Here is a 20,306-nt window from a genome sequence, read left to right on the forward strand (position 1 = left end):
CCGGAAAGACTAGTCGAGCGATACGACGTTCCCGGCCGCTCCGGACCGCAGCGAGTCGGGATCGTCGGTGAATGCGGCGGCGATGTCGCGGGCGAGGCGCAGCGCCCGCCGCGCCCATGTGGGATCGGCGCCGGCCAGGCCGCAGCGCGGAGTGACCCCGACCGAGCGCAAGGTGGCACGGGCGAAGCCCAGCCGATCGATCAGCGCGGTCGCGGGGTCGGCGAGCTCACGCCAGGTGGGGACGGCGGAGTCGGGCGCGGTGGAGGGCACGAGCCCGAGCAGGAGGGTCATTCCGGCGTCGATCAGCTCACCGATGCCGTCGAGGTCGGCGGCGGTGAGCTGGGCGACGTCGAGTGCGACGGCGTCGACACCGCTGCGACGCAGCATCCCGGCCGGCACGCCCGGGGCGCAGCAGTGCACCGCGACGGGCCGCCCGATCGCCGCCAGTGTGGTCTCGAGGAGGTGCTGCGCCTCCGGCTCGGGGAGCGCGGGCACCGACTCGAGGGTCGTGCGCCCGGTCAGGGTTCCGGCCAGGACGGCGGGCAGCGCGGGCTCGTCCAGCTGCACCACCACGTCCGCGCCGAGACGACGAGTCAGTTCCGCGGCGTGCCGCGCCAGACCCTCACCGAGGGACTCGGCGACGTCGCGCACGGCGCCGGCATCGGTGAGCACGCGCCGGCCCCCGGCCAGCTCGGTGTGCGCGGCGAGGGTGAAAGGTCCGGCGGCCTGCACCTTCAGAGTCCGGCCCGGACCGAGTCCTGCCGTCTCCCAAGCCTCTTCGAGTGCATCGAGATCTCGGCGCAGCAGATCGCCGGCGCGGGCGGCGACCACGCCGCGACGACCGCCGAGCCGGTATCCGGTGGTGGACGTGTCGAGATGCAGGTCGACCAGCAGCGCGCCGGTACGGCCGACGAGATCGGCCCCGAGGCCCCGGGCCGGCAGCTCGACCAGGTGCGGCAGCGCCTCGAGCTCGCCGAGCACGGTCGCCGCCGACTCCCGGGCGTCGACGCCGGGCCACGAGCCGATGCCGGTGGCGACACCGGACCAGGATTCCGCACTCACCGGGCTGTCGCCGTACCGGTGCCGGCGATGGTGCCGCTGCCGAGGACGATGTCGCCGGCCGCGTCCGGCCGGTACAGCACCACGGCCTGTCCGGTGGCCACGCCCGTGAGGGGTTCGCGCAGGGTCACCTCGAGACCGGTGCCGACGCTCTCGGCGACGGCCGCGGCGACACCGCCGTGGGCGCGCACCTGCACGACGCACTCGAGCGGTCCGGCCGGCGCGGTGCCGCTGGACCAGACCGCACGCTCGGCGCGGATCGTCCACACCTTCAAGTCCTCCGCGGAGCCCACTTTCACGGTGCCGGTGTCCGGCTCGATCGCGGTGACGTAACGGGGGCGGCCGTCCGCGCCGGGGCCGGCGATGCCCAGGCCCTTGCGCTGCCCGACCGTGAAACCGTGCACCCCTTCGTGTTCGGCGAGCACGGCGCCGGACCGTGCGTCGACGACCCGGCCGGGACGCACCCCGATGCGGGCGCCGAGGAAGGCGCGGGTGTCACCGGAGGGAATGAAGCAGATGTCGTGGCTGTCGGGCTTGTCCGCCACCGCGAGACCCCGCTCGGCCGCTTCGGCGCGGATCCGTTCCTTGGGGGTGTCCCCGACGGGGAACATCGCACGCGCGAGCTGATCCGCCGTCAGCACGCCGAGCACGTACGACTGGTCCTTGCCGGCGTCGACCGCGCGTCGCAGGACGCCGCCCTCGAGCCGGGCATAGTGACCGGTGGCGACCGCGTCGAAGCCGAGGGCCACGGCCCGGTCGGCGAGGGCCGCGAACTTGATCTTCTCGTTGCAGCGCAGGCACGGATTCGGGGTGTGGCCGGCGGCATAGGACTCGACGAAGTCGTCGATGACCTCTTCCTTGAACCGGTCGGCGAAATCCCAGACGTAGAAAGGGATTCCGAGCACGTCAGCGGCCCGGCGGGCGTCGCCGGCATCCTCCTTCGAGCAGCAGCCCCGCGACCCGGTCCGCAGCGTCCCCGGCGCCGTGGACAGCGCCAGGTGCACGCCGACGACGTCGTGGCCGGCATCGACCGCGCGGGCCGCGGCCACCGCCGAGTCCACGCCACCGCTCATTGCCGCGAGCACCCTCATCGATGTCACCTCTCTCGACTACCGGCGCCGGCCAGTCCGGCGGCCCGCGCCCGTCCCACCACCTGCGGCAGTGCCGCCACGACGGCCTCCACGTCGGCACGAGTCGACGTGTGGCCCAAGGAGAATCGCAACGACCCGCGGGCCGTGCGGGGGTCCGCACCCATCGCGACCAGCACGTGGCTGGGCCTGGCCACGCCGGCGGTGCAGGCCGAACCGGTCGAGCACTCGATCCCGGCCGCGTCCAGCAGCATGAGCAACGAATCGCCCTCGCAGCCGGGGAAGGTGAAGTGCACGTTGCCGGGCAGGCGGTCCGCACCGCGCGGGCCGTTGAGGATCGCGTCCGGTACCACGCCCGTCACGCCGGCGATCAGGTCGTCACGCAGCGCCGTGAGGACGGCGGCGCGTTCGCCGAGTTGGGCCGTCGCATCGCGCAGCGCCGCGGCCATGCCGGCGATTCCGGCCGTGTCGTGCGTTCCCGACCGGACGTCGCGCTCGTGCCCGCCGCCGTGCGTCAGCGGCACGCACGGCACCTGCCGGCCCAGCAGCAGGGCACCGACGCCCTGGGGACCACCGAACTTGTGCGCGGCGATCGTCATGGCGGCGAGCCCGCTCGCGGCGAAGTCCACCGGCAGATGACCTGCCGCCTGCACGGCGTCGCTGTGCACCGGAACCCCGTACTCGGCGGCGACGGCGGTGAGTTCGGCGACGGGCATCACGGTGCCCACCTCGTTGTTGGCCCACATCACCGACACGAGCGCCGTCTCGTCGGCGTGCTCGGCCAGGACCCGGCGCAGCGCATCCGGTTCGACCCGCCCGTCGGCCTCGACAGGCAGCCAGGTGACCTCGGCATCCTCGTGGGCGACGAGCCATTCGACGGCATCGAGCACCGCGTGGTGCTCGACGGCGCTCGCGATCACCCGGCGACGGCGCGGATCGGCGTCGCGGCGCGCCCAGTAGATGCCCTTGACCGCGAGGTTGTCACCCTCGGTGCCACCCGAGGTGAAGACGACCTCCGAGGGACGGGCGCCGAGGTCGGCGGCGACGGACTCCCGGGCCTCCTCGACGCGGCGACGCGCCGCGCGTCCCGACCCGTGAAGGGAGGAGGCGTTGCCGACCGTCGCGAAGACCTCCGTCATCGCCGACACGGCCGCGGGCAGCATCGGCGTGGTCGCGGCGTGATCGAGGTAGACGGTCTTCGAGGTGCCGGAGGCTCCGGCGGGGTTCGAGGTCATGACCGGACCAGGATAGCGGGTCGGGCTCCGCGCCCGCCGACCTCACCGTCCGGCCCGGAGTTCCTCACGACCGGCGATGTCGTGGACGGCGCGGCCGAGCCCGGCGAGTTCGGCGTCGTCGTCGTTCCGGCGCACGGCCCGTTCGCACCGTGCGGCGAGGTCTCGTCGATCGGAGCCGGGCCGCTCGAGCGGGGCGAGCACCACTTCCACCACGACGCCCCGGTGCCGCAGCAGCCGTCGCAACGAGGCGCCCATCGTCTCGTCGCCGACGAACGCCGGGCCGGTGGCGATCCTCCCGGCGGCGTCGGCGTACCGGAGCCCGACCGGTTGCACCGGGCGCCGGGCGTCGATCGCGGCCTGGAACAGCGCCGGACGGAATCCGCCGTACGCCCTGCCGCACCACGTCGTGCCCTCCGGGAACGCCGCGACCTTCTCCCCCGCCACGAGACGGTCACGGATTCGTGAGACCACGACGGGCAGCTCTCGCAGGCGCTCGCGCTCGATGGGAATGATCCGCATCCGCCGGGCCAGCGTGCCGAGCAGTCCCCACTCCAGCAGGTCGCTGCGGGCGACGAACCCCGCGGGGGCGACGGCGGTGAGCACGAGCACGTCGGTCCAGGACACGTGCGGGGCGACGACGAGCACGCCCCCGCCCTCGTCACCCCGGTCCCGCAGGTCGGTCACCGTCAGCCGCAGCCCGGCGCACCGCAGCAGCACCCGGGCGAACGCGCGCTGGGTGGCGAGGCGCCCGCGGCGGGGCAGGAGCCGGCCGGCAGTCAGGAACGGGGCGGTCACCAGCACCGCGACGACGAGCATCCACCGGCCGGCCGCCGTGACGGAATTCACGCGCCCCGGATCGGCCGGGAGGCAGCCCGCGCCGCAGGGACTGGCCGGCATCCAGGCGTGAGCGCGGGTGTTCACGGCTGTCCTCCCGCGGTGTTCACGGCTGTCCTCCCGCGGCGTTCACGGCTGTCCTCCCGCGGCGCTCACGGCTGTCCTCCCGCGGCGTGCACGCCCGTGCTCCCGCGGCGTTCACGCCCGTGCTCCGGCGGCCGCCTCGGCGTTCTCGGCGGCGTTCCGAAGCCTGTCGAGATAGCGCGCGTCGGCGCCGGCGAGGCTCTGCAGCGCCACGAAGTCGGCCACGCCGAACTCGGGGTCGTGGGCGGGTTCGCCGCAGATGCGGGCACCGAGCCGCAGATATCCGCGCAGCAACGGCGGCAGCACCGGTCGCGCGGGTGGGGCTATCTCCTCGAGGGTGCGGCCGTCGAGGACGACCGGGTTCCGGGGAAGCACCCGCCGGACCGGCTCGACGGCGTGCCGGGCGAGCAACACGTCGCGCACTGCCCGTACGTTGGCGCCGGGCACGTCGGCCGGGTGGGTGCGGATCGGAACCGACACGCACCCCATCACCCAGTTGTGCCCGGTGAGCTGCAGGTAGCGCAGAATCCCGGCCCACATCAGCGACAGGACCGAACCGGAACGGTGGGCGGGGTCGACGCAGGCGCGCCCCATCTCCACCGCCCGCAGTCCGTCGGGATCGAGGGCGGTCAGGTCGAATTCGGTAGCGGTGTAATAGCCCCCGGCGGCGCGAGCGGCATCCGGCGGCAGCATCCGGTAGCAACCCACCACCGCGCCGGTACGGTTCTCGCGCACCAGCAGGTGGTCGCAGTACTCGTCGAAACGGTCGGCGTCGATGCCCGGCGGCATGCCTGCGGGAAGGCGGAACCCGGGTTCTGCGGCGAAGACGCGGTAACGCAGCCTCTGGGCGGCCTCGCGGTGTTCGCGGTCGGCGGACACGAGAAGGGAGTAACGCGGCCCCGACAGCATCGCCTCCGGCTTCGGGTTCCGGGCCGGCGCCAGCAAAGTGGTCATGGCGCAATGTGTATCGAGCCGGTACGTCGCGGCAGGGGCGGCACGGTGTCGCCTCCGTGCACGTCCGGTGAACATGCCCCGGCACGCGCGCGGCCCCGCACCCGGACGGGTGCGGGGCCGCGGCAGGACCTCGGGGATCAGCCCTTGTGCTTCTTGATCTCCTCGGTCAGTTGCGGAGCGACGTTGAACAGGTCGCCCACGACGCCGTAGTCCGCGATCTCGAAGATCGGGGCCTCTTCGTCCTTGTTGACCGCGACGATCGTCTTCGACGTCTGCATGCCGGCCCGGTGCTGGATGGCGCCGGAGATGCCCAGCGCCACGTACAGCTGCGGCGAGACCGTCTTGCCGGTCTGACCGACCTGGAACTGGCCCGGGTAGTACCCGGAGTCCACGGCGGCGCGGGAGGCACCGACGGCCGCACCGAGCGAGTCGGCGAGCTCCTCGACGACGGTGAACTTGTCGGCGCTGCCGACGCCGCGGCCGCCGGAGACGACGATCGACGCCTCGGTCAGCTCGGGACGGTCGCCGCCCACGATCGGGTTGCGGGCGGTGACCTTGACCGCGTTCTCCTCCTGCGCCGGAACCTCGACGTCCACGCGCTCGGCGGCGCCGGCCTGCGGCTGTGCCTCGACGGCACCGGGGCGCACGGAGACGACGGGCACCTCGCCGTTGGCCTTGGCGTCGACGGTGTACGCGCCACCGAAGATCGAGTGCACGGCCGAACCGTCGGACTTGACGTCGATGACGTCGCAGAGCAGGCCGGAACCGATACGCGCGGCGAGGCGGCCCGACACCTCCTTGCCCTCGACGCTGGCGGCGGTGATCACCGCGGCGGGGCTGGCGGACTCCACGAGCGAAGCCAGCACGTCGACCTTCGGGGTCACCAGGTAGCCGTCGATGTCGTCGGACTCGGCAACGTAGACCTTGGCGGCGCCGGCGGCGGCGAGCGCGTCCTGCAGCTTGTCGGCGGTGCCGGCCGGGCCGGTCACGACGGCGGCGGGCTCACCCAGTGCACGGGCGGCGGTGATCAGCTCGGTGCTGACCTTCTTCAGCGCACCCTCGGCGTGCTCGACGAGCACGAGTACTTCTGCCATTGCTCTTTCTCTCCCTTGGTATGTCTGCGGTGTCGCGTGGGTGCGATCAGATGATCTTCTGGCCGACGAGGTACGCGGCGATCTTGCTGCCGCCGTCACCCTCGTCCGCGACGCGCTCACCAGCGGTACGCGGGGGCTTCGGGCTGACACCGGTGACGGTGCTGCCGGCGTTGGCCACGCCGAAGATCTCGGGATCGAGACCGATGTCGGCGAGAGTGAGGGCCTGAACTTCCTTCTTCTTCGCGGCCATGATGCCCTTGAAGGACGGGAAGCGGGGCTCGTTGATCTTCTCGGTGACCGAGACGATGGCCGGGAGCGCGGCCTCGAGGGTGAAGACACCCTCGTCGGTCTCGCGCTCGCCGCTGACCTTGCCGTCGGCGACGTTGAGCTTGCGCATGTGGGTCAGCTGCGGCAGGCCGAGGTACTCGGCGATGATCGCCGGCACGGCACCCATCCGGCCGTCGGTGGCCTCGTTGCCGGCGATGACCAGGTCGACGCCCTCGATCTGGCCGAGAGCCGCCGCGAGCGCGTACGCGGTCTGGATCGCGTCGGAGCCGTGGATGGCCGGGTCGTTGAGGTGGATTGCCTTGTCGGCACCCATGGACAGCGCCTTGCGGATCGCGTCGGTGGCGCGGTCCGGACCGGCGGTGAGCACGGTGACCTCCCCGCCGTCGCGCTCCTTGATGAGCAGGGCTTCCTCGACGGCGCGCTCGTTGATCTCGTCGAGCACCGCGTCGGCGGCCTCGCGATCGAGCGTGAAGTCGCCGTCGCTGAGCTTGCGCTCGGACCACGTGTCGGGGACCTGCTTGATCAAAACGACGATGTTCGTCATGGGTCTACGTCGACCTCCTGTGTATGACTTCCTTGGATCGGCGAGGCGCAACGCCTTGACCGAGCTCTCGTGCTTCGCACGGGGGTGTGCGATAGATTACCTCACGCTAAGTTACCCGCTGGTAACTTGGATGGAAACCTCGTCCACCATAACCACACGAAGGGAACCGCACGGCTGTGATCTGGACCACCGACGCCGAGGTCGACAAAGGTGGGGCTAATGTCGGGGCGGTGAGCGAATCCACCGTCCCCGCCGGCGACGCCCCTCGACTGCCCCTCACCGGTGAACGCACCGTTCCCGGCATCGCAGAGGAGAACTACTGGTTCCGCCGCCACGAGGTGGTCTACCGCGACCTGCTCCCCCGGTGTGCGGGCCGCACCGTGCTCGAGGCGGGCGCCGGCGAGGGCTACGGCGCCGACATGATCGCGGAGGTCGCGACCGCCGTCGTCGGACTCGATTACGACGAGAGTGCCGTCGCGCACGTGCGTGCCTGCTACCCGCGCGTGGACATGCGGCACGCCAACCTCGTCGAACTGCCGCTCCCCGACGCGTCGGTGGACGTCGTCGTCAACTTCCAGGTCATCGAGCACCTGTGGGACCAGTCCGGGTTCCTGCGCGAATGCCACCGGGTGCTCCGGGACGGCGGCGAACTGCTGATCAGCACCCCCAACCGCATCACGTTCTCCCCGGGCCGCGACACCCCGCTCAACCCGTTCCACACCCGGGAACTGAACGCCGCCGAGCTCACCGAGCTCCTCGAGGCAGCCGGCTTCCGCGTCGCCCTCACCACCGGAGTGCACCACGGGCCCGTCCTGCGCGCCCTCGACGCGAAGCACGGCGGCTCCTTCATCGACGCCCAGATCGAGCGCGCCCTCGCCGGCGAGCCCTGGCCCGCGGACCTCACCGCGGACGTCGCCGCGGTGACGGTCGACGACTTCCTCCTCGCGCCCGAGAACATCGACGCCAGTCTCGATCTCGTCGCGATCGCGGTGAAGGATCCGGCGCGGTGACCACTCCCGCCGCCCGGCGGGAACCGGGTCTGTTCGCGCTCGTGCTGCACTCGCACCTGCCGTGGCTCGCCCACCACGGTCGCTGGCCGGTCGGTGAGGAATGGCTCTACCAGTCCTGGGCCGCAACGTATCTCCCGGTCACCGATGTCCTGCGCCGTCTCGCCGCCGAGGGCCGCACCCACCTGGTCACCCTCGGGGTGACACCCGTGCTGGCCGCGCAGCTCGACGATCCGTACTGCCTGACGGGGATGCATCACTGGCTCGGCAACTGGCAGTTGCGGGCCCACGAGGCCGCGGGCATGCGGGAGCCGTCCTACCGCGCGCTCGGAGCCCGTGAACACCGGCAGGCTGCCGCTGCCCTCGAGCAGTTCGAAACCCGTTGGCGCCACGGCGGATCGCCCGTGTTCCGCGAACTCGTCGACGCCGACGCGGTCGAGTTGCTCGGCGGGCCCCTGGCCCACCCGTTCCAGCCTCTGCTCGACCCTCGGCTGCGGGCATTCTCCCTCGCCGAGGGCCTGGCGGACGCACACGCCCGCTGGGCGCACACACCGGCCGGAATCTGGGCTCCCGAGTGTGCCTTCACCCCCGGCATGGAGACCGGATACGCCGCCGCCGGGGTCGGGCACTTCATGGTGGACGGTCCCGCTCTGCGCGGTGACACGTCTCTCGGGCGGACCGTGTGGGACTCCGACGTCGTCGCCTTCGGCCGGGACCTGCAGGTGTCCTACCGGGTGTGGTCGCCGAAGTCCGGCTACCCGGGCCATGCCGCCTACCGCGACTTCCACACCTACTGCCACGACACCGGGCTCAAGCCCGCCCGCGTGACCGGCCGGACCGTCGCCCCCCAGGACAAGGCGCCCTACGACCCCGACCTGGCGTCTGCGGCCGTCGACCGGCACGTGGCCGACTTCGTCGACACGATCCGCCTGCGACTGCGCCGCGAGTCCGAGCGCATCGGACGCGACGCCCTGGTGGTCGCCGCGTTCGACACCGAACTGTTCGGTCACTGGTGGCACGAGGGCCCCCTGTTCCTGGAACGACTGCTGCGAGCACTGCCGGCCGCGGGCATCGAGGTGGGCACTCTGGCCGACGCACGCAACCGCGGGTACGTGGGCGCCCCCGTCGAACTGCCCGACACCTCTTGGGGATCCGGGAAGGACTGGCGGGTGTGGGCCGGCGAGCAGGTGCGCGACCTCGTCCAGCTCGACGAGGAAGTCGTGCGCACCACCCTCGACACCCTCGACAAGGCCCGCGCCGGGTCCCGGGACCCCGCGCTGCGCAACCGGGCGCACGACCAGATGCTGCGCGAGGCGCTGCTGACGGTGTCGAGCGACTGGGCGTTCATGGTCAGCAAGGACACCGCGGCCGGCTACGCGCGGGACCGGGCCCACACGCATGCCCACGCGTTGCGGGAGATCGCCGCCGCGGTCGCCGCGGGCCGCGACGAGACGGCGGCGCAGCTGGCCGCCGGCTGGAACCGAGCGGACAATCTGTTCCCCGGGCTCGATGCCCGCCGCCTGCCCGATCGGATGGGAGCCCCGTCGTGAAGGTACTGATCGTCTCCTGGGAGTACCCGCCGGTCGTCGTCGGCGGCCTGGGCCGGCACGTGCACCACCTCGCCACCGAACTCGCCGCCGCCGGCCACGAGGTGGTCGTGCTCTCGCGCCGACCGTCCGGCACCGATGCCGGCACCCACCCCACGATCAGCCACATCGCCGAGGGTGTGCTCGTCGTCGCCGTCGCCGAGGACCCGCCGCACTTCGAGTTCGGCGTGGACATGCTGCCCTGGACGCTCGCCATGGGCCATGCCATGGTGCGGGCGGGGCTGGATCTGACCAAGGCCGGAATCGGCGACGGCTGGTTCCCGGACGTGGTGCACGCGCACGACTGGCTCGTCGCACACCCGGCCGTGGCGCTCGCCGAGTTCTTCGACGTGCCGCTCGTGTCCACCCTGCACGCGAGCGAAGCGGGCCGGCACAGCGGCTGGCTGTCGAGCCGCATGAACCGGCAGGTGCACTCGATCGAATGGTGGCTCGCCAACGAGTCCGATCGGCTCATCACGTGTTCGGCCTCGATGAACGAGGAGGTTGTCGCGCTCTACGGACCGGAGCTGCCGCCGGCGACGGTGATCCGCAACGGAATCGACGTCACCGCGTGGTCCTACCGGGAGCGGGCGCCGCGCTCCGGGCCGCCGCAGCTGCTGTTCGTCGGCCGGCTCGAGTACGAGAAGGGGGTGCAGGACGCGATCGCCGCCCTGCCCCGGATCCGGCGCACGCACCCCGGAACCACGCTCGTCGTCGCCGGGGAGGGCACCCAGTTCGAGTGGCTGCGCGAGCAGGCACGGGTGCACCGCGTCGCGCGGTCGGTGACGTTCGTCGGCAACCTCGACCGCACCGAACTGCTCGGCCGGCTGCACCGCGCCGACGCGATCGTGCTGCCGAGTCGCTACGAGCCGTTCGGGATCATCGCGCTCGAGGCCGCAGCCGCCGGGACGCCGCTCGTCGCATCGACGGCCGGCGGGCTCGGCGAGGCGGTGGTCGACGGCGAGACCGGACTCGCGTTCGCCCCGGGTGACGTCGCTGGGCTGGCGTCGGCGGTCCGGCGGACCCTCGACGATCCCGCCGCCGCCCAGCAGCGGGCACGGGCGGCGCGCGAGCGTCTCACGGAGGACTTCGACTGGCGGTTGGTGGCCACCGAGACCGCCCGGGTGTATGCGGAGGCGAAACGCCGTGTGCGCCATCCACTTCCCCGGCCTTCTATTCCTCAGCGCCCCCTGCCCGACCGGTGACCGGCAGCGCCGGCCCGCCTCACCGGGCCGGCAGCAGCGGGGGTTCGCGGTGCGCCCAGGGGCGGGCCTGCTCGAGCTGGCCCGCGAGCGAGAGCAGCATCCCCTCCGAGCCGAGCGGCCCGAGAAACTGCACGCCCAGCGGCAATCCCGCCGCGGTCCAGTGCAGTGGCACCGAAATTGCCGGGCGTCCGGTGATGTTCGCGAGCTGGGTGTACGGCGTCCGGGCCAGGTTCTCGTCGACGATGCGATCCATCAGCCCGGCCCACCGCGCGGCACGGCCGAGTCGCGCCGTCACGATCAGGCGCGCGGCCCGCTGCAGCGCGGGCGGCGTGGCCAGTTCCCCCACGCGCGCCGGCGGATACGCCAGGGTCGGAGTGAGCAGCAGGTCGTACCGCTCGTGGAAGGCGCCGAGTTGCTGCGTGTATCCGTTCCACCGGCGCAGCGAAGCGAGATAGTCCGAGGGTCGGACGGAGTCGCCGAGCGCGGCGAGGAACCGCGTGTCCGGCTCGAACGCGTCGGGCGCGCACTCGGTGCTGCGGCGCGCCTGCCGGACGTCGGCGGCGAGCCAGGCGAACCACATCGTCAGCCAGTCGGTGGACAACCGTCGCTCGTCGATCCCCGTCGCGGCGGGTTCGACGACGTGGCCGAGCCCGTCGAGCAGCGCCGCGGCGTCCTCGACCGCCGCGACGGCCTCCGGGTCGACCCCGGTGCCGATCGGGGAATCCGTCGCGAATCCGATGCGCAGCACCCTCGGGGGGACGCTCGCCGCGGAGGCGTACGACTCCTGCGGTACCGCCGCGAGATAGGGCCCGTTCGGGTCCGCGCCGGCCAGGACGTCGAGCATGACTGCCGCGTCGCGCACCGTCCGGGTGACGACTCCGTTGCTGACCGCCCCGTGCCGGTCCTCGTCCACCGCGGGACCGCTCGGCACCAGGCCCCGGCCCGGCTTCAGGCCGACCAGACCGCAACAGGCAGCAGGAATGCGGATCGAGCCGCCGCCGTCGTTCGCGCCGGCCGCCGGGACCACGCCGGCGGCGACCGCAGCCGCCGACCCGCCGGAGGACCCACCCGGCGTGTGCGCGGGATTCCACGGATTGCGGGTAGGGCCGTTCGCCTCGGGCTCGGTGATCCCCTTCGTCCCGAACTCCGGGGTGTTCGTCTTGCCGAACACGACGAGGCCCGCGCCCAGCCAACGGTCGACGACCACCGCGTTGCGCGCGGCGGGCAGCGTCGCCAGGGACCGGCTCCCACTGCCGGTCGGTAACCCGGCGATGTCCTGGAGCAGATCCTTGACCAGGAACGGAACACCCGCGAACGGCCCCTCGAGCGGCTCACCGGCCCGGCGGCGCGCCTGCTCGTCGAGCCGGCGCACGACGGCGTTCAGCGTCGGTTCCACTGCCTCGAGGCGGGCGAGAGCCACGTCGAGCAGTTCGTGTGGCGTGACCTCACGACGGGCGACGAGCTCGGCGAGCCCCACGGCGTCGTAGCGGCGGTAGTCGGCGTAGTCCATCGCAGGGCTCCTGTCAGGAACCGGGTTCCGCTGCCGGTTCGCGTCCGGCCTTCTTGCGCGCGATGTCCTCGAGCGCGGCGACATAGGCGGCGCGGTCGGCGGCGCCGGACTCCCAGTCCGTGCGGCGGTTCCTGACCACCTTGGCCGGCGCGCCGACCGCGATACTGTAGTCCGGGATGTCGCCCTTGACCACCGCGTGCGCGCCGAGGACGCAGCCGCGTCCGGTGCGGGTGCCGCGCAGCACCGTGACCTTCGTCGCGATCCAGGTGTCGGGTCCGATGCGCACCGGGCCCTTGACGATCCCCTGGTCCTTGATCGGATAGGTGATGTCCTCGGTGCGATGGTCGAAGTCGCAGATGTAACACCAGTCGGCGACGAGCGTCGAGGCGCCGATCTCGATGTCGAGGTAGGTGTTGACGACGTTGTCCTTGCCGAAGACGACCTTGTCGCCGATGCGCAGCGACCCCTCGTGGCAGCGGATGGCGTTGCCGTCGCCGATGTGCACCCACCGCCCGATCTCGAGCCTGGACAGCTCCGGGGTGGAGTGGATCTCGACGTTCTTGCCGAGGAACACCATGCCGCGCAGCACGACGTGCGGGTTGGCGAGCCTGAACTTGGCCAGACGGTAGTACCGGACCAGATACCACGGCGTGTACGCCTTGTGCGCCAGCACCCATCGCAGCGAGGCGACGGTCAGGAATCGGGCCTGGTCGGGGTCCCGTCGCCGGGACCCGCGCCACCTCGTACGCAACGGTGCGCCCCACATGCTCGTCATGGTTGCCAGCGTACGGTCCGCCTCGTGCGCGGAGTGCGCCACCCGGCCCGATAGTGTGGCACATCGGGTCATTCGAGCCACGGCGAGGAGATGAGTGATGCGGGCTGCCCTGCGGACGGTGATGCTGACGACCTCGGCGGCACTGGTGCTGACCGGATGCGGCAGCAGCAGCAGCGGCCCGGTCGACGTCTTCGCCGCCGGGGCCTGGCCGGGGCGGTACGCCGACGCCCGCAACAGCAGCACCGCGCAGGCCGACGGGCTGCGCGACGTCGCGCCCGCGTGGTCGCGTCCGCTCGGCGGCGCCGTCACCTCCCCTGCGAGCGTCGCAGCCAACGGGCAGATCTTCGTCACCGGCGCGACCACCGTGGGCTGCAACCTCGTCTCGTTCCAGATCGACACCGGCCGCAAGCGCTGGTGCACCCGCCTGGCGCCGGGGGTCGCCGGGGTGACTCCCGCCGTCGACGGTGTGGCCAACATCTACGTCGGCGAAGAGGGCGCGATGGTGTCGTTCAACGAGCACGGCCAGCGGCGGTGGCGAATTCCGGTGAGCGGCACGCCGGGAACCGCCCAGTTCACCGGTGACGGAAACCTGGTGTTCGTCACGCATTTCGGGCAGGTCAACGTACTCGACCCGCAGACCGGCAAGCACGCGGCACCCATCTTCGACCTCGTGCCCACTCCCGCGGTGACGGACGGGACGAACGTGCCTCGGTTGCCGAACGACCACGGTCTGGCCGCCTGCTTCGGCGGATCGGAGGACTGCCCGGTGGCCACCACCCCGGCGGTCGATCTCGATACCGGCCGGATTCTGGTGACGCTGTGGCGGCCCGGCGCCGATCGGGCGGCTGTCGTGTCGATGCGCTACACCGGCGGCGACGATGCGCGCGTGGTCGAGGAATGGTCGCAGACGGAGCTGCCGGGCGGCGCGACCACCAGTCCCGTGCTGTCCGCGGACAGTGCAACGGTGTACGTGCACGACGGTGAGGGAGCCCTGTGGGCCCTCGACGCCGGGTCCGGTGCGCCCCGGTGGAGTCACGACCTCGGGTACGTGGCCTCCGCCGGCCCTGCGGTGTCAGCCGAGGGACTGCTGGTCCTCGCACCGGGAGGCCGGACCGGGGACCTGGTCGCGCTGCGCGACACCGGCGAGGCGGCCGAAACCGTGTGGCGCCGCGGCGACGTGCGTCAACTGGGAGTGCCGGCGCTGACCGCCGACGGCACCGGGTACACGGTGGCCCGTGCCGACGACGGGTTGGCCGCCCTCGTGTTCGACGCCGCGAGCGGGGAGACCCTCGACGAGGAGACCCTGCCCGGTGCAGCCGGATTCTCGGTCGGCACCGCGGTCGGGCCGGCCGGTGAGTTCGTCACGACAACCCTGCCGGGCGAGGTGTACGTGCTCCGCTGACCCGCGCTCAGCCGGCGATCTGAATGAGATTGCCGCAGGTGTCGTCGAATACGGCGGTGGTGATGCCGCCCATCTCGAGAGGCTCCTGGGTGAACCGCACCCCGAGGCCGCGCAGCCGCTCGTACTCGGCGTGCACGTCGTCGACGGCGAACGAGGTGAACGGGATGCCGTCGGCGACGAGGGCTTCCTTGAAGGGGCGGACGGCGGGATGCCCGTCGGGTTCGAGCACCACTTCCGGCCCGTCCGGTTGCTGCGGCGAGACCACGGTGAGCCACCGCGCCTCGCCCAGGGGGATCTCGGTCTTCTTCACGAAGCCCAGGACATCGGTATAGAAGGCAAGCGCCTTGTCCTGGTCGTCGACCAGGACGCTGGTGAGAGTGACCTTCACTGCGACTCCTTTCGATGCGCGACCGTCCATCGGTCGGCGAGGCCGTGCAGTGGTGCAACGTCGACGTGGTGGAACTTCGATCGCCCCTCCCGACGGGTCCGGACCAGACCGGCCTCCTCGAGGATTGCCAGGTGCTGCGAGATCGCCTGCCGGGACGAACCCAGACCGTGCCGCGAGATCAGCCGGGTGCACAGCTCGAACAACGTCTGCCCGTCCCGCTCGACGAGCTCGTCGAGGATAGCCCGGCGGGTCGGATCCGCCAGCGCTTTGAAGACGTCGACCACACCGCCCATGATACGCAAGTGTTTGCTTGCATATCAATGGTCGCACGAGATCTCGCCGGGCGAACTCAGCGACTGGGCTCGCAGACGAATGCCGTCGGGGTGCGGCCGATCCGCGTCAACACGACGCTCAGCGACCGCGGACCACGGAGCTTGAGCCGCGGCCGGAGCACCGCCGGATCGACGTCCACCCCCCGCACGAGGATCTCCGCCACCCCGCAGTCCATCGACGAAAGGGCTTGCCGCAGCGACTTTTCCGAGTACTTCAGCCGATCGAGGATGCGGAATCCGCGCAGGCCCGCAGGGAGTACGTCGCCGGTGAGATACGCGATGCGCGGATCGAGTTGCCACAGACCGTGCGCGGCCGCGTAGTGCCGCACCAGTCCCGCGCGCACGATCGCCCCGTCCGGATCGACGATCCACTCCCCCGGTTCCCGCTCGGGAAGCTCGTCCGGCTGCGCGTCGGTGATCTCGAACCCGGCACCATCCGAACGCAACACACTCGCCCGTCGACGCACACCCGGCGCCGCGAGACCCGGCGAGTACAGGCACGCCTCACGGACACCCCCGTCGAGCGACACCACCTCGACCTCCCCCGCCCAGTCCAGCGCCTCGAAATCCAGCCCCGGGGCGCACTTGACGGCCAGGTCGCGCCCGGCATAGACGTCGAGCAGGTCGGGCAGCGGCGGCATCAGTGCCGCCGGATCGTGGGTACGCCGCCCGTCGGAACGACGGGCCGGATCGGCGATCACGGTGGTACCACGGGTGACCGGCCGCAGCGCGTCGGCACGGACCAGCGCCACTCCGGGAACGTTGTGCTCGGCCATCGCCAGACGAACCGGGTCGAGGTCGCTGCCGATCACCATCTCGGCGACTCCGGCCAGGGCCGCGAGTTCCGCCCCGATCGAACACGTCACGTCGTGAACCCGCCGGCCGGCGAGCCGGTGTGCCCGGTGCGCGGCGACGGGTGCCGGCGTCGCCTGTTGCAGCGCGTCGTCGGTCGACAGCCAGCCACCGGCGGCGGGCAGCTTCGCGACCGCCTTGCGGCGCAACAGCACGGTCTCGATCAGCGGAGCGGTCCTGTCAGCGAAACGCGTACGCGACCAGTCGATATCGACCAGGCGCGTACGCGTGGACAGCTCCCGGGCGGCCACTTCCGCGAGATCGGCCGCCCCCTGCGCCGAACGCAGGTACGCGACGTCGGCGAGGGTGAACGCGTAGCCCACCCTACGGCTTCACGCCGGTGATCATGACGTTGTAGAAGAAGCTGCGCGGGACGACGTGCCTGAGGACCTTTTCGTCCACCCAGCTGAGCGTCCGCCACCCCCCGAACGCGAAGCGCGCCCAGCCCCAGCCCAGCTTCTCCGCGGGCACCGCGGCCTCGAAGGTGCGGACCGGCCAGCCCAACAGCGCCGCCGCGAACTCCTCGCTACTGGCCTTCACCTGCACCGCGCCGGCCGAGGCCGCCATCCGTTCCAGGTCCGACGGGTCGAAAGTGTGCAGATCGACGACCGCCTCGAGCGCCGCGGCGCGTGAGGATTCGTCGAGTTCGGCCTGCGGCCGCCGCCATTCCCGCAGGAACGGCAGCTTGGTGACGGTCGTGGTGGCCTCCCACGTGAGACGGCCGAGCCAACGCGCGTAGAAGTTCCCGACCGTGCTGGGCTCGCCGGCGAACACGAATCGGCCACCCGGCTTCAGCACCCGCAGCACTTCGCGCAACGACTGCTCGACATCGGGGATGTGGTGCAGCACCGCGTGCCCGACGACGAGGTCGAAGGTGTCGTCGTCGTACGGGATCGTCTCGGCGTCGGCCACCCGGCCGTCCACCTCGAGGCCGAGATGCTCGGCGTTGCGCAGCGCGACCTTGACCATGCCGGGCGACAGATCGGTGACCGAGCCGGTCCGCGCGACTCCGGCCTGCATGAGGTTCAGCAGGAAGAAGCCGGTGCCGCAACCGAGTTCGAGGGCCCTCTCGTACGGAAGGGGCTGCTCGCCGGCGGCCGCGTCGAAACGGCCCTTCGCGTAGTCGATGCAACGCTCGTCGTAGGAGATCGACCACTTCTCGTCGTAGGTCTCGGCCTCCCAGTCGTGGTAGAGCACCTGTGCGAGCTTGGTGTCCTGGAGGGCGGCCGCAACCTCCTCGGCAGTGGCGTGCGGGTTCGGCGCGGGGTCGGCCCCGTCGGTCCTGCTTGCAGTCATGAAGGGCATCCTACCCATCGGTAAGCTGTGAACAAGTTCCAGTTCCGGGGTGCTACTCCCCGACGAACTCGGCCTTCCCCGGACCGTTGGCCACGAAAGACTCCATGCCGATCGTGCGGTCCTTCGTGGCGAACAGACCCGCGAAGACGTGCTGCTCGATCTTCAAGCCCGTGTCCAGGTCGGTATCGAGACCCTGGTCGATCGCCGCCTTCGCCGCCGCGAGTGCGCGGGTGGCGCCCCGGGTGAACTGCGATGCCCACGTGCGCGCCGCGGCGTACACCTCGTCCGGGGCGACGACTTCGTCGACCAGTCCCATCTGCTGAGCCTCGTCCGCGCCGACGAAACGGCCGGTGAACACGAGGTCCTTGGCCTTGGACGGGCCGATCAGGCGAGCCAGGCGTTGAGTTCCACCGCCGCCGGGAATGATGCCGAGCAGGATCTCCGGAACGCCCACCTTCGCGTTGTCGCCGGCGATCCGCCGGTCCGCACCCAGTGCGAGTTCCAGACCGCCTCCCAGCGCATAGCCGGTGATCGCAGCGACCGTCGGCTTCGGGATGTCCGCCACCGACCCGAGCGCCGACTGCAGGTCCGCGATGATCTCGCTCATCTGCACGTAGCTCAGTTCCGCCATCTCCTTGATGTCCGCGCCGGCCGCGAACACCTTCTCTCCGCCGTAGACGATCACGGCCTTGACGTCGGAGTTGACCGCCGCCTCGCGCGCAGCTGCCCGGATCTCCTCCTGAACCTGCCGGTTGAGTGCATTCATCGGCGGCCGGTCGAGCCGGATGGTGCCGATACCGTCGGAGACCTCGAGTGTCACGAATTCAGCCATGAGGCACAGGCTAGTTGGCGCCCCGGGCGGCCCACGGATGCGGCCCCGCCTCGTAGTACCCGTCCTGCTCGGGGAACTCCACCCGAAGTTCTCCGTCCCCCGTGACCAGGGTCGGCAGAATCGGCGTGATCTGCGGTTCCACAGCAAGGATCTCCGCGACCGAACCGAACCGCGACAACGCCGTCAACTGGCTCCAGGTCGGGGGCAGCAGCACGCTCCCACCGTCCTGCCAGTGCGCGATCGCCTCCTGGGGAGTCTGCCACCGCACCGCGTCGGCCTCGCTCGTGTCACCGTCGGCGATCTGTCCCTCCGGGGCCGCCGCGACGAAGAACCTGGTGTCGTACCGACGGCCCTCCCCGACCGGCGTGATCCAGTTCGACCACGGCCGCAGCAGGTCCGCCCGCAGCACCAGGCCCTCGCGCTCGAGGAACTCGCCGAAGGTGAACTCCCGAGCCTCGAGCTGTCGGCGTGCCGGACCGAACGCGGTCGTGTCCGCCACCACAGTGTCCGGCGTCGGACCGGCGAGGAGGACGCCGCACTCCTCGAACGTCTCGCGCACCGCCGCGAGAACGAGCGCCTGTGCCAGATTCTCGGAGGTGCCGAACCGCTCCGACCACCACCGCACCGGCGGGCCCGCCCACGCCACCGCTGCAGCGCTGTCCGACGGGTCGACGCCGCCTCCGGGGAACACCGTCATGCCGCCCGCGAACGCCATGCCGCGCACGCGCTGCAGGAGGAACACCTCGACGCCACGGTCGCCGTCCCGGACGAGGATCACCGTCGAGGCATCCTTGAGCGGCACCGCCGCCGCCGCGAGTTCTCCCGAACGTTCGATAGCCATACGCACAAGTTACGGCATGACGTGACCCACGACTCACCCACCTGCCGGCTCCCCCTGCGCTACGTGCGGCGGTGCCCTCGACCGCGGCTCCGCTGCGCTACGCGCGGCAGTGCCCTCGAACGCGGCTCCCGCTGCGCTACGCGCGACGGTGCCCACATCCGCGGCTCCCCTGCGCTACGCGCGGCGGTGCCGCCCGGGCTGGTATTTACGGCGCGCGAAGAACCGGCCGTCCACTTTGTCCAGGGCGATCGCCTGACTGAACGCCTCGCTGAGGTTCTCGCCCGTGATCACGTCGTCGAGTAGACCCTGTGCAACCACCTGCCCCTCCTTGAGGAGCATCGCGTGGGTGAAGCCCGGCGGAATCTCCTCCACATGATGGGTGATCAGCACAATCGCCGGAGCGTCCGGATCGGCCGCCAGCACACCGAGCCGCGCCACGAGTTCCTCACGCCCCCCGAGGTCCAGGCCGGCCGCGGGCTCGTCGAGCAACAGCAGTTCCGGATCCGTCATCAACGCGCGGGCAATGAGGACGCGCTTGCGCTCTCCCTCGGAGAGGGTGCCGTAGGTGCGGTCGGCCAGGTGCTCGGCGCCGAGGCTTTCGAGCATCTCCACGGCACGGGCGTTGTCCATCTCGTCGTACCGCTCGCGCCAGCGCCCGAGCACGCCGTACCCCGCGGAGATCACCAGGTCCACGACCTTCTCGTCGGACGGGACGCGGTTCGCCAGCGCCGACGACGACATCCCGATCCGAGGTCGCAGCTCGGACAGGTCGGTCTTCCCGAACGTCTCCGTCAGTACGTGCGCCGTCCCCGATGTGGGGAATGTCTCAGCCGCAGCGACCCTCAGCAGCGACGTCTTACCCGCACCGTTCGGTCCGAGGATCACCCAACGTTCGTCGAGTTCCACCTTCCAGGACACGGGACCGACGAGGACGTTGCCGCCCCGCCGCACGAGCACGTCGTCGAATTCGATGAGCAGATCGGGATCAGGTTTGGCCACGCCGACCATCTTTGCGTACGCGCGAGCCCGGTTCACGGCAGGATCGCTTCCGTGTCGTACCCCTCGTCTTCTCCGCACCCCTCACCGGCACCCGGCGAGCC

Annotated in this window: 20 protein-coding genes; 4 read left to right on the top strand and 16 right to left on the bottom strand. The window is 71.4% G+C overall.

All coding sequences use genetic code 11. From position 1 onward, the window contains the following. Nucleotides 1-9: 9 nt before the first annotated feature. From ACM26Y_RS15605 to ACM26Y_RS15635, 7 genes are all read right to left on the bottom strand, one after another. Entirely contained in the window at nucleotides 10-1,062 is a 1,053-nt protein-coding gene (locus ACM26Y_RS15605; protein ID WP_416061321.1) for a methionine synthase, read from the bottom strand. Continuing rightward, entirely contained in the window at nucleotides 1,059-2,150 is a 1,092-nt protein-coding gene (gene mnmA, locus ACM26Y_RS15610; RefSeq protein ID WP_416061322.1) for a tRNA 2-thiouridine(34) synthase MnmA, read from the bottom strand. The genes ACM26Y_RS15605 and mnmA overlap by 4 nt, the downstream gene beginning before the upstream one ends. A gap of 5 nt (nucleotides 2,151-2,155) precedes the next feature. After that, on the bottom strand, nucleotides 2,156-3,382 hold the full coding sequence (locus tag ACM26Y_RS15615) for a cysteine desulfurase family protein (RefSeq protein ID WP_003936969.1): 1,227 nt from the start codon (nucleotides 3,380-3,382) through the stop codon (nucleotides 2,156-2,158). 42 nt (nucleotides 3,383-3,424) lie between these two features. Further along, nucleotides 3,425-4,303, bottom strand: coding sequence for a lysophospholipid acyltransferase family protein (locus ACM26Y_RS15620; protein ID WP_416061323.1), 879 nt, complete (start codon nucleotides 4,301-4,303; stop codon nucleotides 3,425-3,427). Between the two features lie 111 nt (nucleotides 4,304-4,414). Further along, the gene (locus ACM26Y_RS15625; protein ID WP_003936967.1) at nucleotides 4,415-5,254 is read right to left on the bottom strand and encodes a GNAT family N-acetyltransferase; all 840 of its coding nucleotides are present in this window, start codon (nucleotides 5,252-5,254) and stop codon (nucleotides 4,415-4,417) included. A gap of 137 nt (nucleotides 5,255-5,391) precedes the next feature. Further along, on the bottom strand, nucleotides 5,392-6,348 hold the full coding sequence (locus tag ACM26Y_RS15630) for an electron transfer flavoprotein subunit alpha/FixB family protein (RefSeq protein WP_003936966.1): 957 nt from the start codon (nucleotides 6,346-6,348) through the stop codon (nucleotides 5,392-5,394). 46 nt (nucleotides 6,349-6,394) lie between these two features. Beyond that, nucleotides 6,395-7,180, bottom strand: coding sequence for an electron transfer flavoprotein subunit beta/FixA family protein (locus ACM26Y_RS15635; RefSeq protein WP_003936965.1), 786 nt, complete (start codon nucleotides 7,178-7,180; stop codon nucleotides 6,395-6,397). A 230-nt stretch (nucleotides 7,181-7,410) separates the two neighbouring features. Between ACM26Y_RS15635 and ACM26Y_RS15640 the strand changes: the two genes are divergently transcribed. From ACM26Y_RS15640 to ACM26Y_RS15650, 3 genes are read left to right on the top strand one after another with little or no spacing between them, the layout of a single operon-like run. Beyond that, nucleotides 7,411-8,190, top strand: a complete 780-nt coding sequence (locus tag ACM26Y_RS15640) for a class I SAM-dependent methyltransferase (RefSeq protein ID WP_416061324.1) — start codon at nucleotides 7,411-7,413, stop codon at nucleotides 8,188-8,190. Beyond that, on the top strand, nucleotides 8,187-9,737 hold the full coding sequence (locus tag ACM26Y_RS15645) for a 1,4-alpha-glucan branching protein domain-containing protein (RefSeq protein WP_416061325.1): 1,551 nt from the start codon (nucleotides 8,187-8,189) through the stop codon (nucleotides 9,735-9,737). The genes ACM26Y_RS15640 and ACM26Y_RS15645 overlap by 4 nt, the downstream gene beginning before the upstream one ends. Then, nucleotides 9,734-10,978 carry a glycosyltransferase family 4 protein gene (locus tag ACM26Y_RS15650; RefSeq protein ID WP_416061326.1) on the top strand — a complete coding sequence of 415 codons (1,245 nt, stop codon included), beginning with the start codon at nucleotides 9,734-9,736 and terminating at the stop codon, nucleotides 10,976-10,978. The genes ACM26Y_RS15645 and ACM26Y_RS15650 overlap by 4 nt, the downstream gene beginning before the upstream one ends. Nucleotides 10,979-10,997: 19 nt before the next feature. Here the strand turns inward: ACM26Y_RS15650 and ACM26Y_RS15655 are convergent, their stop codons facing one another. Then, the gene (locus tag ACM26Y_RS15655; protein ID WP_416061327.1) at nucleotides 10,998-12,488 is read right to left on the bottom strand and encodes an amidase; all 1,491 of its coding nucleotides are present in this window, start codon (nucleotides 12,486-12,488) and stop codon (nucleotides 10,998-11,000) included. Between the two features lie 13 nt (nucleotides 12,489-12,501). After that, the gene (locus ACM26Y_RS15660; protein WP_010596600.1) at nucleotides 12,502-13,263 is read right to left on the bottom strand and encodes an acyltransferase; all 762 of its coding nucleotides are present in this window, start codon (nucleotides 13,261-13,263) and stop codon (nucleotides 12,502-12,504) included. Between the two features lie 97 nt (nucleotides 13,264-13,360). Here ACM26Y_RS15660 and ACM26Y_RS15665 point away from each other — a divergent pair, with 97 nt between their 5' ends. Then, entirely contained in the window at nucleotides 13,361-14,665 is a 1,305-nt protein-coding gene (locus tag ACM26Y_RS15665) for a PQQ-binding-like beta-propeller repeat protein (protein WP_416061328.1), read from the top strand. Between the two features lie 7 nt (nucleotides 14,666-14,672). Here the strand turns inward: ACM26Y_RS15665 and ACM26Y_RS15670 are convergent, their stop codons facing one another. The 7 genes from ACM26Y_RS15670 to ACM26Y_RS15700 form a co-directional block, all read right to left on the bottom strand. After that, nucleotides 14,673-15,053: a VOC family protein gene (locus ACM26Y_RS15670; protein WP_003936958.1), complete on the bottom strand. Its 381-nt coding sequence runs from the start codon at nucleotides 15,051-15,053 to the stop codon at nucleotides 14,673-14,675. Further along, on the bottom strand, nucleotides 15,050-15,346 hold the full coding sequence (locus ACM26Y_RS15675) for an ArsR/SmtB family transcription factor (protein WP_003936957.1): 297 nt from the start codon (nucleotides 15,344-15,346) through the stop codon (nucleotides 15,050-15,052). The genes ACM26Y_RS15670 and ACM26Y_RS15675 overlap by 4 nt, the downstream gene beginning before the upstream one ends. Nucleotides 15,347-15,402: 56 nt before the next feature. Then, nucleotides 15,403-16,560: a THUMP-like domain-containing protein gene (locus ACM26Y_RS15680; RefSeq protein WP_003936956.1), complete on the bottom strand. Its 1,158-nt coding sequence runs from the start codon at nucleotides 16,558-16,560 to the stop codon at nucleotides 15,403-15,405. 1 nt (nucleotide 16,561) lies between these two features. Further along, a complete protein-coding gene (locus ACM26Y_RS15685; protein WP_003936955.1) occupies nucleotides 16,562-17,533 on the bottom strand; it encodes a class I SAM-dependent methyltransferase in 972 nt (323 codons plus the stop codon). Between the two features lie 52 nt (nucleotides 17,534-17,585). After that, a complete protein-coding gene (locus ACM26Y_RS15690; RefSeq protein ID WP_416061329.1) occupies nucleotides 17,586-18,365 on the bottom strand; it encodes an enoyl-CoA hydratase/isomerase family protein in 780 nt (259 codons plus the stop codon). A gap of 10 nt (nucleotides 18,366-18,375) precedes the next feature. Beyond that, a complete protein-coding gene (locus ACM26Y_RS15695) occupies nucleotides 18,376-19,206 on the bottom strand; it encodes an NUDIX hydrolase (protein ID WP_003936953.1) in 831 nt (276 codons plus the stop codon). Between the two features lie 174 nt (nucleotides 19,207-19,380). Then, a complete protein-coding gene (locus tag ACM26Y_RS15700) occupies nucleotides 19,381-20,214 on the bottom strand; it encodes an ABC transporter ATP-binding protein (protein ID WP_040782650.1) in 834 nt (277 codons plus the stop codon). Between the last annotated feature and the right edge of the window lie 92 nt (nucleotides 20,215-20,306).

It is taken from the genome of Rhodococcus indonesiensis (genome assembly GCF_047782815.1).
GTDB lineage: Bacteria > Actinomycetota > Actinomycetes > Mycobacteriales > Mycobacteriaceae > Rhodococcus > Rhodococcus indonesiensis.